8 protein-coding genes are annotated in these 15781 nt (G+C 73.1%); 5 read left to right on the top strand and 3 right to left on the bottom strand.

Translation table 11 applies throughout. The features are described from left to right. Positions 1 to 1065 (bottom strand): lipoate--protein ligase family protein, encoded by a 1065-nt coding sequence (locus R2E43_RS06310; RefSeq protein WP_136208856.1) that lies wholly within the window; start codon positions 1063 to 1065, stop codon positions 1 to 3. 100 nt (positions 1066 to 1165) lie between these two features. Then, entirely contained in the window at positions 1166 to 2134 is a 969-nt protein-coding gene (locus R2E43_RS06305) for a HAMP domain-containing sensor histidine kinase (RefSeq protein WP_037666121.1), read from the bottom strand. Between the two features lie 120 nt (positions 2135 to 2254). Between R2E43_RS06305 and R2E43_RS06300 the strand changes: the two genes are divergently transcribed. The 3 genes from R2E43_RS06300 to R2E43_RS06290 all read left to right on the top strand — a co-directional run bounded on the left by R2E43_RS06300 (position 2255) and on the right by R2E43_RS06290 (position 4978). Next, positions 2255 to 3025, top strand: coding sequence for a helix-turn-helix transcriptional regulator (locus R2E43_RS06300; RefSeq protein WP_003972553.1), 771 nt, complete (start codon positions 2255 to 2257; stop codon positions 3023 to 3025). A 148-nt stretch (positions 3026 to 3173) separates the two neighbouring features. Continuing rightward, entirely contained in the window at positions 3174 to 3686 is a 513-nt protein-coding gene (locus R2E43_RS06295; protein WP_332055988.1) for an ABC transporter ATP-binding protein, read from the top strand. Then, on the top strand, positions 3683 to 4978 hold the full coding sequence (locus R2E43_RS06290; protein WP_011030908.1) for an MFS transporter: 1296 nt from the start codon (positions 3683 to 3685) through the stop codon (positions 4976 to 4978). Before R2E43_RS06295 ends, R2E43_RS06290 begins: the two co-directional genes overlap by 4 nt. Before the next feature lie 86 nt (positions 4979 to 5064). Here R2E43_RS06290 and R2E43_RS06285 read toward each other — a convergent pair whose 3' ends face one another. Then, entirely contained in the window at positions 5065 to 12009 is a 6945-nt protein-coding gene (locus R2E43_RS06285) for a glycoside hydrolase domain-containing protein (RefSeq protein WP_332055987.1), read from the bottom strand. A 396-nt stretch (positions 12010 to 12405) separates the two neighbouring features. On the opposite strand from R2E43_RS06285, the gene R2E43_RS06280 reads away from it, so the two are divergent. Together R2E43_RS06280 and R2E43_RS06275 are read left to right on the top strand one after the other, a co-directional pair. Then, positions 12406 to 13782: a hypothetical protein gene (locus R2E43_RS06280; RefSeq protein WP_093457327.1), complete on the top strand. Its 1377-nt coding sequence runs from the start codon at positions 12406 to 12408 to the stop codon at positions 13780 to 13782. Then, positions 13776 to 15701 (top strand): MFS transporter, encoded by a 1926-nt coding sequence (locus R2E43_RS06275; protein ID WP_093457328.1) that lies wholly within the window; start codon positions 13776 to 13778, stop codon positions 15699 to 15701. The genes R2E43_RS06280 and R2E43_RS06275 overlap by 7 nt, the downstream gene beginning before the upstream one ends. Positions 15702 to 15781 lie beyond the last annotated feature (80 nt).

The following is a 15781-nucleotide window of genomic DNA, read 5'->3' as shown; positions in this document are numbered from 1 at the left end:
TCAGGGCACCCGGGCGGTCCACTCGGCGGAGGAGAACTTGGTGCGGGCCAGTTCCCGGGCCCGTTCCAGCTCCTCGTCCGTCACCTTGCCCCGGCTCAGCCCGTACCGCCCGCCGAAGGAGGAGATCATCCGCTCGATCACGGCCTCGCGCGCCAGACCGGTCTGCCGGCGCAGCGGGTCCACCCGCTTCTTCGCGGACTTCATGCCCTTGTCGGACATCTTCTCCCGCCCGATCCGCAGCACCTGGAGCATCTTGTCCGCGTCGATGTCGTACGACATGGTCACGTGGTGCAGTACGGCGCCGGGCCCGCCCCCGGGCCCCACGACGCGCTTCTGCGCGGCACCGGCGATCTTGCCCTGGTCGGTGGCGATGTCGTTGAGCGGCTGGTACCAGGCGCGGATGCCCATCTCGCCGAGCGCGCCCAGCACCCAGTCGTCGAGGTAGGCGTAGCTGTCCTGGAAGGAGAGGCCCTGCACCAGTGCCTCCGGCACGGACAGGGAGTAGGTGATCGTGTTGCCGGGCTCCACGAACATCGCGCCGCCGCCGGAGATCCGGCGGACCACCTCGATGCCGTGCCGGGCGGCGCCCTCGGCGTCCACCTCGTTGCGCAGCGACTGGAAGCTGCCGATGATCACCGCGGGGGCGCCCCACTCCCACACCCTGAGCGTCGGCGGACGCCGGCCCGCGGCGACCTCGGCGGTCAGCACCTCGTCGAGGGCCATGTGCAGCGCGGGGGACTCGGGTCCCTCGTGGATCAGTTGCCAGTCGTAGTCCGTCCAGTCCGTGGCGTGCGCCAGCGCGCGGCGCACGGCGATGCCGACGCCCTCCGAGGTCAGCCCGTACATGACGGTGCCCTCGGGCAGGGCCGCGTCGATCCGCGCGGCGAGTCCCGCCGCGTCCGTGTCCGCCGGGGCCCCCTCCAGCGCGCGGTTCACCGCGTCCAGCGCCTCGTCCGGCTCCAGGAAGAAGTCGCCCGCCACCCGCACGTGCCGCAGCACGCCGTCCTCGGCCGCCACGTCCACGACGACCAGCTTGCCGCCGGGGATCTTGTATTCACCGTGCACCGTTCCGCCTCCGTTCCGCATCCGGCGACAACAGCGCGCCCGACCGGTGTGTTCCCGCCCTTGCGGGCCCCGCTCCGCCCTTCCCCCCCCGTCCGGGCGGTCACGCGACCCGGTCGGGCACCCGGTCGCCGACGGGCACGGTCAGCCGCACCTCGGTGCCGCCCCCGCGCGCCGGGCCGACGACCAGGTCGGCGCCGATCAGCAGGGCGCGCTCCCGCATACCCCGGATCCCGGCGCCCTCGACGGCCCCGCCCGAGTCGTCGAAGCCCCGGCCGTCGTCCCGCACCCGCAGCCGGACGGCGTCACCGGCCCGCTCCAGGGACAGCACCACCAGGCGGGCCCCGGAGTGCCGGGCCGCGTTGGTGAGGCCCTCCTGGGCGACCCGGTAGAGCACCAGGTCGGCGTTGTCGCCGAGACCGGGCAGGCCGGTGGCGATGTCGTGGCGCACGGTCAGCGAAGGCCCGGTGAACTCGTCCGAGAGCGACCTCAGGGCGCTGCTCAGGCCCAGCTCCTCCAGGACCCCCGGGAGCAGCCGGCGGGCGATGCGGCGGATCTCGTCCAGGCTGGCCCGGGTCGTCTCCTGCACCTGCGAGAGCTGCTCACGCACCTCCTCGGGCGCCTGGTCCGCGACCCGCTTGAGATCCAGCAGCACGGCGGCGAGGGTCTGCCCCACCTCGTCGTACAGCTCCTGGGCGACCCGGTGGCGTTCCGACTCCTGCGCGCTCAGCGTGCGGGCGGCGCTCAGGGCGCGTTCGGCCTCCAGCCGGTCGAGCATGGTGTTGAAGGTGGTGATCAGCTCGGCGATCTCGCCGTCGCCGTCGACCTTGGGGCGGACCCGCGGCCGCAGCAGATCGGTCGTGGTCATGGCCCGCGCGAGCTGGCGCAGTGGTCCGAGGCCGATCCGCAGCAGCAGGATGTTGGCGATCAGTATGACCACCAGGCCGGCCGTGAGGATCGCGGCCTCGGTGAGCAGGACGGGGGTCGACACGGTGACCGGTCCCAGCAGCAACGCGGTCGCCGCGATCAGCACCACCGAGTTGAACAGCGAGATTCTCCAGAACAGGGGCACCGCAGCAGCGTCCGGGACGCGCGCCACGGGCGTCCATCGGTTCGCACACCCATTTCCGGCCCGTACCGCCGTGTACCGGCCGGACGGGACCGGCGGCTCCCGCCGGTTAGCCTGGCCCGCATGCGTGTCACCAGGGAACTGCCGGCGCTCGCCGCCGGCGAGGTGGACGTCTCGTTCGTGATCAAGGCGTACGCGGAGGTCGTCGCCGCCGACACGACCTGGACCGAGCACTCCCACCCCTGGCACGAACTGCTCTGGAACGCCCACGGCGCGTCCACCGCCGTGACCGGGTCCCAGGTCTGGTGCGTCACACCGACGCTCGGCCTGTGGATGCCCGCGGGGCAGTTGCACTCGGCCTCCGCCGTCGCCGGAACCTCCTACCGCGCCCACTTCTTCCGGCACGGCACGGTCTCGGCGCTGCCCGACGAGCCGGTGGCCGTGGACATCACGCCCCTGCTCAGGCTGCTCCTGGACCGGCTGGGAGAGCCGGACCTGCCGCCGCGGTCCCGGGACGTCACCGAGGCCATGGTGCTGGACGTGCTGCGGCCCTCGCCGAGGGCACTGCTGGTGCACCTGCCCACGTCCGCGCTGCTGCGGCCGATCGTGGACGCGGTCCGGGCCGACCCCTCCGACCAGCGCACCCTGACCGGCTGGGCCACCGTCCTCGGATGCAGCGAGCGCACCCTGACCCGCGCCTTCCGTACCGAGACGGGCACGAGCTTCGCCCGCTGGGTCGCCTCGGTCCGGGCGCAGCACGCCGTGCGGCTGCTGGCGCGCGGGTTCGAGGTCGAGGTGGTGGCCGACGCGGTGGGCTACCGCTCGGCGAGCGCCTTCGGAGCGGCGTTCCGGCGGACGACGGGGACCACTCCGGGCCGGTTCCGGGCGCCCTGAGAGCGGGCGCGCCGGCCGCACCGGCGCCGTCGCGCACCGGCCGCGCCGTGTCCCGATCGCTACAACCGCTGTCGAGAAGGCTCGATTGCTACGGGTGCGCGGGCTGCCTAGTCTGAGCAGGTCGAGTTCAGGTAAGCCTTACCTAACTATGTCAGTCCGGCTTTCCGCGCCCTCCTCCCTGAAAGTGAACACCGGGTCGATGAGAACAGTGCCGCGCTCCATGTCCCGGCCGCTCGCCCCCAGTACCGGGCGCGTCGTCCCGGACGGCAAGGACGTACACCGCACCCCGGTCAGGGAACCCGCCCGCACCCTGGGCCTGTCGCCCCGGTCGCCGGTCATCCCCGGGGGCATCACCGTCCTCGACCGGACCCGCGGCACCACCATCGTCATGGTCCTGCACGACCTCAACCTCGCCGCGCGCTACGCGGACCGGCTCATCGCCCTCGCGTCCGGCGGGCCGCACGCGGCCGGATCCACCCGGGACGTCATGACCGAGGACACGGTGCGCTCCGTGTACGGCACGGAGAGCCGCGTCATCGAGGACCCGGTCTCCGGCAAGCCCCCCGTCCTGCCGATCGGCCGCCACCACACGACCGCCACCACGACCGCCACCACGCCCGCCACCGCGGTCACCGACGGGGACGGCGGAGCCAAGTCATGACCTCGAAGCTCACCGCCCTGCTGCCCGACCTCGCGCCCTGGCGCTCCTCCCGCGACTTCCGGCTCCTGTGGGTGCAGGGGCTGGTCACCTACCTCGGAAGCGTGATGGCGCTGATCGCGCTGCCGCTCCAGATCAAGGAACTGACCGGCTCCCCGCTGGCCGTCGGCGTCATGGGCGCCGTCGAACTGGTACCCCTGGTGGTCTTCGGCCTCTACGGCGGGGCGCTCGCCGACGCCGTGGACCGGCGCAGGGTCATCGTGCTCACCGAGGCGGGCCTCGGACTCCTCGCGGCCGTCCTGCTCGTGAACGCGCTGCTGCCGCACCCCTTGCTCTGGCCGCTGTACGTGGTCGCGGGCGGGGTGGCGGCGCTGGCCGGTCTCCAACGCCCCGCCCTGGACTCGCTGCTGGCCCGGATCGTGCCGCACGACCAGCTGGCCGCCGCCGCGGCCCTGAACGCCCTGCGCTGGCAGGCCGGCGCCATCGCCGGACCCGCGCTGGCGGGCCTCGTGGTCGCCTACGCGGGCAACGTGCCCGCCTACGCCACCACGGTGGTCTGCTTCTGCGCCTCGGTCCTGATGTGCCGCGGCCTCTCGCCCGTGCCGCCCGCCGAGCACGCGGCCCGGCCGTCCCTGCGCGGGATCGCCGAGGGCGCCCGGTACGCCTGGTCCAGGCCGGTGCTGCTGGGCACGTACGCGATCGACCTGGCCGCGATGCTGTTCGCGTTCCCCAACACCATCTTCCCGTTCCTCGCCGACGAGCTGGACGCCGACTGGGCGCTGGGCCTGATGTACTCGGCGGGCGCCGTCGGCTCCCTGCTGGTCAGCCTCACCAGCGGCTGGGTGTCCCGGACCCGGCGGCACGGACTGCTGGTGGTGTTCGGCGCCACCGGCTGGGGACTGGCGGTCGCGGCGGCCGGCTGGACCTCGCAGATCTGGCTCGTGCTGGCCTGCCTCGCGCTGGCGGGCGCCGGGGACATGCTCAGCGGCCTGGGTCGCACCACCATCTGGAACCAGACCATCCCCGACCGGCTGCGCGGCCGCCTCGCCGGCATCGAGGTGCTCTCCTACAGCATCGGGCCGCAGCTCGGTCAGGTCCGCGCGGGCGCCATGGCCGGCTGGACCGGCGCCCGCCCGGCCATCTGGACCGGCGGGGTGGCCTGTGTCGCCGCCGTGGGACTGCTCACCGCCGCCCTGCCCCGGCTGGTCGGCTACGACGCCCGCACCGACGAGGACGCCCTGCGCCGCGCCCGGGAGGGCGACGGACCGCGCGCCGAGGAGCCGACCCCGACGTGAGAACGGCGGACCGCCCCGCCACGGACGTGCCGTGACGGGGCGGTGCACCGAGGTCGGGCCGCGGTGGGAACGCGGTCAACCAGCCGTCAGTTCACGGTCTGTTCCCACTCGCGGGCCGGCGACCAGAGACCGCCGCCGACATCGCCCCCGCCGGCACTGCCACCGGCTGTGCCGCCACCGCCGGTGTCCCGGAGCGCGCCCGGCCGGTGCGGATGCTGCTCCACCGGCCGGAACCCGACCGTGTAGGTGCGGGTGAACTCACCGTCGGCCGAGGTCACCGTGAGGGTGCGGGTACTGAACCCGCGCTGGGAGGAGGAGACCGTGGAACTGCCGGACGTCACCTTCACCCGCGCGCCCGACGCGGCCGTCACGGCACCGACGGCCGGGATCCGCCCGCCGTTCCTCGGCCAGTCCACGACGTAGGTGCTCACGTCCGGGTCGAACCCGTCCAGCGCCACGCCCCCCACGGTGATCGCGACGGCCTCGGCCGCACTCGCCGCGGTCGCGTCCGGGAAGTTGGTCACCGTGACCGACCCGTCGGCGTTCACGACCACGTCCGCCGCCATCGCCGCCGCCAGGTTGATCCGCTGCCAGCCCGGCCCGCCGGAGCCGGTGAGGTCGAGCGGGTACCCCGAGTCCGTCGCGGTCTGCTCCAGGACCTGGGCGCGCTGTTCCGCGGTGAGGTCCGGGAAGGCCGTGATCAGCAGCGCCGCCGCGTCGGACGGCGCGTCGAGGGCCTGCCCGGCCTCGCCGGTACGGGAGAACCCGTAGGTGAGCCGCTGGGTGTACCGGTCGACCTGCTGCGCCGTGCTCAGCCCGGCGTACGGGTCGCCCGCGCAGGCCGTGAGGGTGTCGCCGTAGCCCTCCTCCTCGCACCGCGCGAGCAGCACGTTCTCGATCTCGGTGTGGGCCTGGCCCAGCAGCTTCGCGAACTCCGGGTCCGCCCAGCGGTGCGCCACCGTGGCCTGGGCCGTGATGCGGCCGCCCATGACGTCGAGCGGGTAGTGGAACCCGAGGACGATCCGGTTGTCCCCGTACTCCGAGGTGCGCGCGAGGATCGACGGCGCCAGGTCGGGCAGCAGCGTGGCGAGGATCGTCCCGGCCTCGTAGCCGCCGTAGGTGTGACCGCTCGGGTACGAGCCCTGGCCGGCCAGGCCGCTGTACGAGCTGTCCTGCGACTCGTAGACGGCGCCGCCGTCCCCGGCGAAGCCGAGCCGCACGTACGGCCGCAGGTACTGGTAGTGGTTCTTCGCCGCGTCGTGGGTGTCGAGGTTCTCGTTGACGCGGGAGAACAGCGCGCTGGTCTTGGGCAGGCGGCCCTCCTTCAGGGCTTCGCCGTACAGCGGGCCGAGCCGGGAGCCGAGGCCGTCGGCCATCGTGACGGTGGCGCTGTTCGACGCGTCCACCTCGGCCCGGTCGACCTGCTGCTGCGTCGCCGCGTTGTTGACGCGCACGGTGATCCTGTCGTTCTCGGCGCCGAGCGGGGTGCCCGCGGGCACCTCCGAGTTGGCGCCGAGCGTGGCGGGGCCGAGGTCGTCGAAACCGGAGAGCAGGTGGGTGAACCAGTCGGACCCGTCCCCGGTCTCGGGCCACGTGTCCGAGGCGTAGGTGGCGTCGAGCGTGTCGCCCGGGAAGGGGGACGGCTCGTACTCCGCCGGGTCGCCGGTCGAGGTGGCCGAGGTGGCCGAGGTGGTGGACGTGGCCGGGGCGGTGGAGACCGTCGCCCCGGAGCCGTCCGAGCTGCCCGCCCGGGTCACCGCGGTCACGGTGGCGGTGTGGGCCTTCGCCCCGCCGGCCGCCGTGAGCACCGCGGTGGAGGTGGTGCCGGGCACGTGCGCGGTGGTCCCGTCGTCCAGGGCCACGGTGTAACCGACGACCGGGAAGCCGCCGTCACCGGCCGGCCGCCAGTTCACCCGGACCCGTTCGCCGTCGGTGACCACGCCCGTGACGGTCGGGGCCTGCGGCCTGTTGTCGCCCGTGACGGCAGGCTGCGTCCGTGCGCTCCAGGGGGAGTCGCCGAGGGCGTTCACCGCGCGGACCCGCGCCGTGTACGACGTGCCGTCCTTCAGCCGGGTGAACACCGTGCTCCGGCTGTCCGGATCGGCGATCTCGACCTGCCGGCCGCCGCTGAGCGTGATCTCGTAGCCGGTGACCGGCGAACCGCCGTCGTCCTCGGGCGCGGACCAGGTGACCTGCACACTGGTGCCGGAGGGAGCGGCGGACACCGCGCCGGGCGCGGCCGGCACCGTCCTGCGCTTCGTGGTGAGCGAGGACCTCGCGCGGTCGAGGGCCGCGTATCTTTCGGTGAGGGTGCGGTCCGTCGCCGTCTCGTCCGCCACGGCCGTCTTCGCCGCGGTGAGCGCCGTGGTGAACGCCTTCCACGAAGCGTCCGTGTAGCGCTCGTCGGCGAGGGCGGACGCCGTGGCGACCAGGCTCTCCAGCCGCAGCCTCGGCAGCGGCACCAGCTGGTTCGCGGCCAGGGTCAGGCTCCGGGTCCGCAGGTCGGCCTCGAGCTGGGTCGCGTCCTCGGTGCCGAGGAGGTCGCGGGCGGCGGTGAGTTCGCGCCGGAACACGCCGAAGTCGATCGTGCCGTACCGGTCCGCGTCCTCGGACAGGCCCTCGTACTGCTCGATCGCCTTGCGCAGGGCGGACAGATCCGTCTGCGCGGGGGCCTCGACGCGGTCGAAGGTGACCTGGCCGAGGTTGGCGACGTAGGGGTGCGAGGAGTCCGCGTTCGTGGTCAGCCGCAGGTGCACGGCGTGCGTGCCGTTGATCGCCTCCGGCAGGGTCAGGCTGGTCGTCCCGCCCGACGACCACGAACTGCCGGTGACCGGCAGCGGGACGGTCGCGTACGGCGTGCCGGGGGCGTCCGGGTCGAAGGAGTCCAGGTAGAGCTGGACGGCGGAACCGGTGCCGCAGCGGGCGGAGTTGTTGACGTAGGTGAGCGTGACGGTGTTCTTGGGGGAGTCGCCGAAGTCGACGTCCCCGTAGTCGAGCCAGGCTCCGTCGTAGGTGCCGCCGAGGCTGGTGGCGGAACCCGCGCCGCTCCAGGTGGCCGGTTCGCTCTTGAGTCCGCCGCCGCTGCTGCCCTCGAAGGCCGTGGCGTCGAACACCACCGGGGCGTCCGCCTGCCGCGTCAGGGTGAGCGAGTGGACGTTGGCGACGTAGGGCTGTGCGTCGGTCTGGGTGCTGGAGACGAAGACGGCGTAGACGTCCTGCGTGCCCTCGAAGACGTCCGGGTCGAGCCGCACGCTCGTGGATGCCACGGTGCCCCAGCCCGAGCCGGTGTAGTCGAGCGGGACGGTGACGGCCGTCGGGCCGTCCTTCGCACCCGGGCGCAGTTCGATGTGCGAGTCCGACGCCGCCCGGGAACGGGGCTTGTCGTAGCTGACGGTGACGGTGTCGGCGCCGTCACCGAGGTCGGTGTCCCGCCACTCGGCCCACGCGCCGTTCGTCACGTTCTCGAAGACGCCGCCCGAGACCTTCAGCGGGAGTGAACCGTCGCCGGTCGAGGTGGTGTTGGCCGTGGTGAGGGTGGCGAGTGTGGTGATCGGGGAGGACGAGGGGGCCGCCTCGGGCGAGAACTGGTACCAGTCGAAGTTCGACACCCACTGCCGCCCCGAGGGGGCGTGGAACACGAAGGTCGTGCTGGACGCCTTCAGCAGGGCCTGCGGGTCCGAGACCGCCGCCCGCACGGTCGTGTAGTACTGCCAGCCGCCGGTCCCGGGCAGGGAGACGGTGGCGACGACGGGGCCGTCGGCGTCCCCGGCGTGGATGTCCACGCTGCTCGGTTCCGCCGCCGCGGCCTGCGAGTTGGCGTAGCGCACGGAGACGCTGCGCGGGGCGACCCCGCCGAAGTCGAGGTCCGTGTACTGCTCCCAGGCGCCCTCGGTGACGCCGCCGAGGTCGCCGTCGGAGTAGTACGCCTCCTTCACGAGGCTGGGACCCTCCATCCGGTCGGGGTCCTCGGCCTGGAGGACGGCGTAGCCGCCCTCGTCCAGGGTGAGTGCGTCGACGGCCGAGCGCAGCGCGTCGTGCGCCGCCATGAGCGTGCCGGTGGGGGAGGCGGAGTCCGCGAGGACGGTCCGCGCGCGTTCCAGGGCCGTGCGGAAGATGCCGTAGGAGCCGTCGGAGTAGTTGCCCTCGCGCACCAGGGACGCCTCGTCGACGAGGGCGGCGAGGCTGCCGCGGTGCACGGCCGCGGCCGAGACGATCAGCGGGTCGGTCACGGACACGCCGGTGCCGGTCACCGTGGAGGCCGGTATGCCGTGCGGGAAGGCCCGGTCGCGGAAGGTGATGCCGAACCGCGCGTCGGTCCTGGTGGTGCCGGTGAGCCTCAGCGACGCGGTGCGTTTGCCGGTGACCCGGAGGTCGGCCGTGACCCCGTCCGGGAGGCCGGTCACGCTCGCCGCGCCGGTCCGGGTGAGGCTGGTGCCCTTCCGCGCGGCGAACGACGCCCTGCCGGACAGGCGGAGTTCGACGCTCGCCTCGACGGTGCCGTCCGCGGCGGTGCGGACGGTCTCGGGGCGGGCGGAGACGACGGTCGTGCCCCTGCCGGGCGCGTGCTCGTCGTCACCGTCGCCCGAGTCGGTGTTCAGCGAGTACGCGGGCTCGGTGCGGGCACCCCAGGACGACGGCTCGGAGCCCATGTCGAACTTCAGGGTGCCGCCGGCCACGATCTGCGCGTAGTCGAGCCACGTGTTGGAGAACCGCTTGCCGTTCAGTGCCGCGCGCTGCACGTAGTAGTTCTTCGGCGAGACCCCGTCGGCCTCGACGGTGAACTCGGCACCGTTGGGGTAGGTGATCGTCGTGGAGTCGAAGAACGGGCTGCCGATCTGGAACTGGCTGGAGCCCGCGGTCACCGGGAACAGCCCGAGGGCGGCGGCGACGAACATGGTCGACATGGTGCCGGCGTCGTTGTCCATGGTCGGCAGGAAGCCGTCCGGGGCGAGTTCGTAGGCCTTGGTCTTCACCGGCGGCCTGAACTCGCCGCCGGAGCTGGGCGCTTCGTTCGTGGAGCCCGTCGCGATGTACCGGTTCCAGGTCTCACCGGTGTAGATGGCGCGCACCCACTTCTGCGTCAGGCTCGGCTCGCCGACGTAGTTGAAGAGGTAGGGGGCCTGGAGGTCGATCTCGTTGGCGTTGGAGTGCAGCATGGTCGAGCCGTCGTCGGCGTCGGAGTCCTCGCCGAACATGTGCCGGATCGCGGCCCGGCCGGCCTGCTCGCCGCCCATGGCCTCGATGAGGCCGCCCATGTCGTACGCGTCGTACCAGTGGTACTGCCAGAGCGTGCCCTGGTAGAGCCTGGCCTCCTCGAACTTCTCGTAGTCGGCCTTCTGCCAGTCGCCCTCGCCGTCGCGCGGGGTGAGCAGACCCACCTCGCTGCCGTCGGGCGCGGTCCAGGCGCCGGGCTTGACCAGGTTGTCGGTCGCCATCGTCGCCTGCTCGCGCAGCTTCTTCGCCTCCGCGTCCTCGCCGAGCGCGTCGGCGACGACGGACAGCGCCCACTGGTCGTAGCCGCGCTGGACCGTCGTGCCGGGGTCGCCGGCGATGTAGCCCTGCCGCAGCTGCGTCCCGGTGTAGTAGCCGGTGTACGACTTCAGCGCCGGGTACGCCTCGTCGAGCCGGTCGAAGTCCTTGAACCCCTTCGACAGGGCGTCGGCGATCACCACGGCCGAGCGCTCCCAGCGCACCGTCGGCACCGAGTGGGTGAGGCTGCCGAGGCTCTTGCCCGCGGCGTGCGCGTCGGCGAAGAGGATGACCGCGGACTGCACCATGTCCCGGTAGGTCGCCGGGTCGATGTAGGCCGCGACCGAGTACTTGCGGAAGTCGTCCCAGGTGGACCAGCCGTCGTAGTACGTGAAGCCGTTCGCCTTGTGCACCGCGCCGTCGACGCCCCGGTACGTGCCGCTGGTGCTGGTGGCGTTCACCGGCAGCGCGTACATGCGGTACAGGTGCGTGTAGAACTGCTTGGTGAGCGTCGAGTCCGGGTCGGCCTTCTTCGAGGCCTTGACCGCGACGGCGCCGAGGGTGCGGTTCCAGTCCGCCTTCGTCTGCGCGCGCACCTCCTCGAAGGTGCGGCCCGCGACCTCCTCGTGCTGGTCGGTTGCGGCCTGTTCGGCGCTGATCGGCGACAGCGTGACGCGCAGTTCGACGTCGTCGCCGTCGGCCGGGTCGAACCCGAGGACGGCGCCGGTGTCGGTGCCGTCCCGCGCCGTCGCGTCGCCCAGCGCGCCGTCGTCGCCCCAGGTGCGCAGCGAGGTCACGGGGACGTTCGTGGTGGCGTAGTAGTACAGGCGGTACGAGGCGCCGTTGAACGATCCGGCGACCAGGCCGCTGATCGCGGTCGTCCCGTCCTTCAGCCGTGTCGCGTCCAGGGTCGCGCGGGTGCGGCTCGTGAAGTTGTTGGCGAGGTCGAGGACGATCTGCGGCCGCGCTTTCGCGGGGAAGGCGTACCGTTCGAGCGCCGTGCGGGTCGTCGCCGTCATCTCGGCGTCGATCGTCCCCGAGGGGGACCCGAGCCCCACCCGGTAGGAGCCGGGCGTCGCGCTCTCGTCGTCGTGGCTGTAGGGGTGTGCGTAGGTGCTCGTGGCCGGGCGCTTGTCGTACTGCTGCGAGGTGGGGACGACCAGCAGGTCGCCGCCGCCGCCCGAACCGCCCACGCCGTCCAGGTTCGTGGCGGTGAACCCGGCGATGTGGTCCTCGTTGTAGTCGTACCCGGAGTGGTTGCGGCCCGGGGTCGTCATCGGGTTGACCTTGGCCAGGCTGTGCGGCGCCTGGGCGCCGGGAAGGTCGTTGCCGTCGTCGCCCGCGGTGGACACGAACGGATCGACGAGCTTCGTGTAGTCCGTTCCGCCAGACCTCTCACCGGCCGGGGGCGAGGCCTTCGTGACGGGCACGGCGACGGCGGTGCCGCCGCCCGTCAGCGCGGCCAGGCCGAGTGCCCCGGCGAGCACCGCCGCGACCGTGGCCCGCAGGGCGGCCCGTGGACTGGACGACCGTATCGGCGGTCTCTTGGATCTGTCGGGCATGACGAGCACGGACCCTTCCCTGGTGGACAACGTTGTCAAGCGGAAGCGTGCGCTCCGGGTGAACGCTCCGCCATCACATAGGGAGAAGTCATACAACGGGGAAACGGAGTTCGTACAGAGGTTCACCCGGCCGCGAGCGCCGTGGACGCGGACCGCCGCCACCCGGTGTCCACGTAGTGGTATTTGCCGATTGCGTGCGACCCGTCGGCAAGATGTCCGCGGACCCGTGCGTGCGACGCGGGATTTCTTCGTCCCGGGCTCCGTGCCGGAGAGGCATCTTCCGGCGCGTCGAACCGGTGCCGGCGAGGTGGCGATAGTGTTCCGCTCCAGCGGCTGGGGGGACGCGGAAACCCCCTGTGCGAAATGCGAAAGCGGCATCAGGACATGCGGGGGGGCATGGAGAACAATCTCGGTTCATCGCGTCGTTCGTTCGACATCTGGAGTGAACTCGCCCCGTCCTTCCGTGAAAGCGCCCTGGCCCGTTCGGTCACCGGCGCGCGGAGCGTCCACGACGGAATCAGCGGTTCCATGGGAACGTGGCGCCCGGTGCGCCCGAGCTTCGTCGACCGGAGCCACTACGACGAACTGGGCCGCGTTTCCGCACGTCTGATGCGGTTGATCCTCGACGCCTGCCGCCGCAGGGCCACCACCGTCGGCGAACTCCAGGACGTGCTGGGGGTGGACGAGGCCGACACGCCGCTGCTGTCGCGCACGGAGCTTCTCGGCGACCACCTGCTCGTCGCCGCGCGCCCCGACATCGTCTATCGGTCCGGCGTCCCCCGGTTCGTCGAATTCAATATCGACGGTGCGCTCGGCGGCACACTCCAGGCCGATCTCCTCGCCGCGCGATTCCGTGATCTCTATCGTCCGCTTCCCGGCGGGGACCGTATCGACGCCCCGCCGTCCGCCGTGGATTCCCGTTTCGCCGAAATCCGTACGTCACTGGGGCTTTCGGAAGGGGCGCGGGTCGCCATTCCCGTGTTCAGCAAGGGCGCGGCACCCGGACTGGAGGACCCCGACGCGTTCCTCGCCTGGCTGGCCCCGATGTGCGAGAGCGGCCGACGGCACGGCATGGACACCGTCGCCTGCCCGATGGACCGGCTGGAGACCGGCGAGGACGACGTCCTGCTGCTCGACGGGCGGCGGGTGGACGCCGTGTTCCGGCTCTTCCTCAGCTTCGACCAGCCGCCGAGCCCCGGCCTGGACGCCCTGGTCCGCTCCGTGCGCGCCGGCCGGGTGCGGATGCACACCTCCGAGGCGACCTGGCTGCTCAGCGACAAGACCACGATGGCCTGGCTCTGGGCGGACAAGGACGCGCTGCCCGGGGACGACCAGCGGCTGATCGAGCGTCACCTGCCCTGGACGGCCCTGTTCCCCGCACCCGGCCCCGACGGCGACGCGCTGCTGCGGCACGCCCTGGCCCACCGCACGGAACTGGTCCTCAAGCCCGTCGGCGGCTACGGCGGCGGCGGCGTGGTCCTCGGCCCCGAGGTCCGGGACGAGGAGTGGCGCCGGGCGCTGGAGGACGCCCGATGGGCCGGACGCCACATCCTGCAGACCCATGTGACGCCGGACCGGCTCGCGCTGGACTTCCAGGACCAGGAGACCGGCGCCCTGGAACACGCCGAAGTGCCCTTCGTCGTCGGCCCGTTCATGTTCGGCGGCGCCCCCTCGGGCGTGCTGGTACGGCACGGCGTCCCCGGTGGCGGGCCCGTCCTCAACGCCCACCACGGTGCCCTGATGAGCTCCGTGGTGCTGGTGGACCGATGTTGAGTGCCACCCGGAGGGGGCGGGAAACCCCGGGCAAGGAGCGGCTCGGCCCGCCGTTCCGGCTCTTCCAGTCCGCCGTGGTCTCCTCGGACCTGGCGGACGGCATCTACAAGATCGCGGTCCCGCTGCTGGCCCTCGGGATCAGCCGCTCCGCGGTCGCGGTCGGTGCGGTCGGTCTCGCCGTCCGGCTGCCCTGGCTCATCGCCACCCTGCCCGCCGGGGTGCTGGCCGACCGGTACCCGCCCCGCAGCGTCATGCGCTGGGCGTCGGCGGTCCGGCTGCCGCTGGTGGCCGCCATGTGCGCCCTGGCCGCCACCGACCGGCTGCCCCTGTGGGCGCTGGTCGTCACCGCCTTCCTCATCGGCTGCGCGGGCATCTTCGTCGACGTGGCCGCCCAGTCCCAGCTGCCCCGGCTGGTCCCGGTGGGGCAGCTCCCCAAGGCCAACGCCTCCCTGCAGTCCACCCAGATGTTCCTCGCGCAGCTGATCGGTCCGGCACTCGGCGGCTACGTGGTGGCGCTGGGCTCCGGCGGCGGACTGGCGGTGGTGGTCGCCCTGTACGTGGTCACCGTCTGGGCGCTGGGACTGCTGCCCGCGGCCGTCGAGCAGGCGGCGGCCGGCCACGCCCGGCCGGCAACCGAACCGGCTCGCGCCGGCGCCGGCCGGCGGTCGTCATTCGGATCCCTGGTCGCCGAACTCGGCGAGGGGCTGCGCTACTTCCGCGGTCGGGGGGACCTCGCCCGGCTCGCGACCGCCGCCGCCGTCAACAACCTGTCCTACTCGATGTGCCTGACCATGCTGCCGCTGTGGGCGGTGCGCCCCGGACGGCTCGGCCTCTCCGAGACCGGGTACGGGCTGCTGCTCACCTTCCTCGCGGTCGGCAGCATCCTCGCCGGGCTGGTGACCGGACGCATCCTCGATGCGGTCGGCGACGGGCCGGTCATGCGGTTCGGTGCGCCGCTGCTCGGCCTCTGCTTCCTCGCCCTGGCCGTGCCCGCGGTGCCCGTGATCGCCCTGGGGCTGTTCGTCTACGGGCTGGTGTCCATGGTCTGGAACGTGACGGTGACCTCCTACCGTCAGGCGACCATCCCGCTGCCCCTGTTCGGCCGGGTCAACGCCGCCTACCGCTGGCTGACCTGGGGCGTCATCCCGTTCGGCTCGCTGTTCGGCGGCACCCTCGCCGCCACGGCCGGCACCACCTGGGTCTTCCTGACCGCGGGCGCCCTGCCCCTGGTCGCGGCGGCCCTGCTGCCCCCGCCCCGGCCGCGGACGGTCCCCGAAGCGCCGGTGTCCGACGCGCCGGTGTCCGAAGCGCCCGTGCCTGACGCGCCGGTCCAGGAGACGCCGGTGCCCGGCGCGTCGGTGCCTGACGCGCCGGTCCAGGAACCGCCGGCGCCCGAGGCCCGTGCCGGCGAAGCGCCGGTCCCTGACGTGCCGGCCCTCGAAGGGGCGGTGGCTGACGCGTCGGCCGCCGGAACGCCGGTGCCTGACCTGCCGGCCCACAAGCCGCCGGTCCTCGAAGCCCGGGACCACCGAGATCCGCCGGTCCTCGACGTGCCGGCCCACAAGCCGCCGGTGTCCGGCGTGCCGGTCCTCGACGTGCCGGCCCACAAGCCGCCGGTGTCCGACGTGCCGGCCCTCGAAGCGCCGGCCGCCGAAGCGCCGGCCCTCGAAGTGCCGTATCCCGACACGCCGGCGCGGACCGGTGCGGGCGTCGACGGCCCCGCCGGCACCGCGGCGGACGGCCCGGCCGAGGCAGCCGCCGGGCAACCCGACCACGCTCCGGGAGCCGCGCGTACCGGCCGCCCGCACCCGGACCGGCGGAAACCGGCGCTCACCGGCGTCCCGGACGCGGCAGCCGCCGCCCGGCCCGCCGACCCGACCTCCTCCGGGGTGGACGCGACCCGCGCCGCGCGGGACTGACGGGTCCACCGGACCTCCCCGCGCCCACCCCTCGTACCGCCTTCCCTACCGCAGTCCGCACCGACCACACGGAAATGGTG

Origin of the sequence: Streptomyces violaceoruber, from assembly GCF_033406955.1 — a bacterium.
Lineage (GTDB): Bacteria > Actinomycetota > Actinomycetes > Streptomycetales > Streptomycetaceae > Streptomyces > Streptomyces violaceoruber.
Note: the sequence above shows the minus strand (reverse complement) of the source record. Positions and strands in the feature narration are given on the sequence as shown.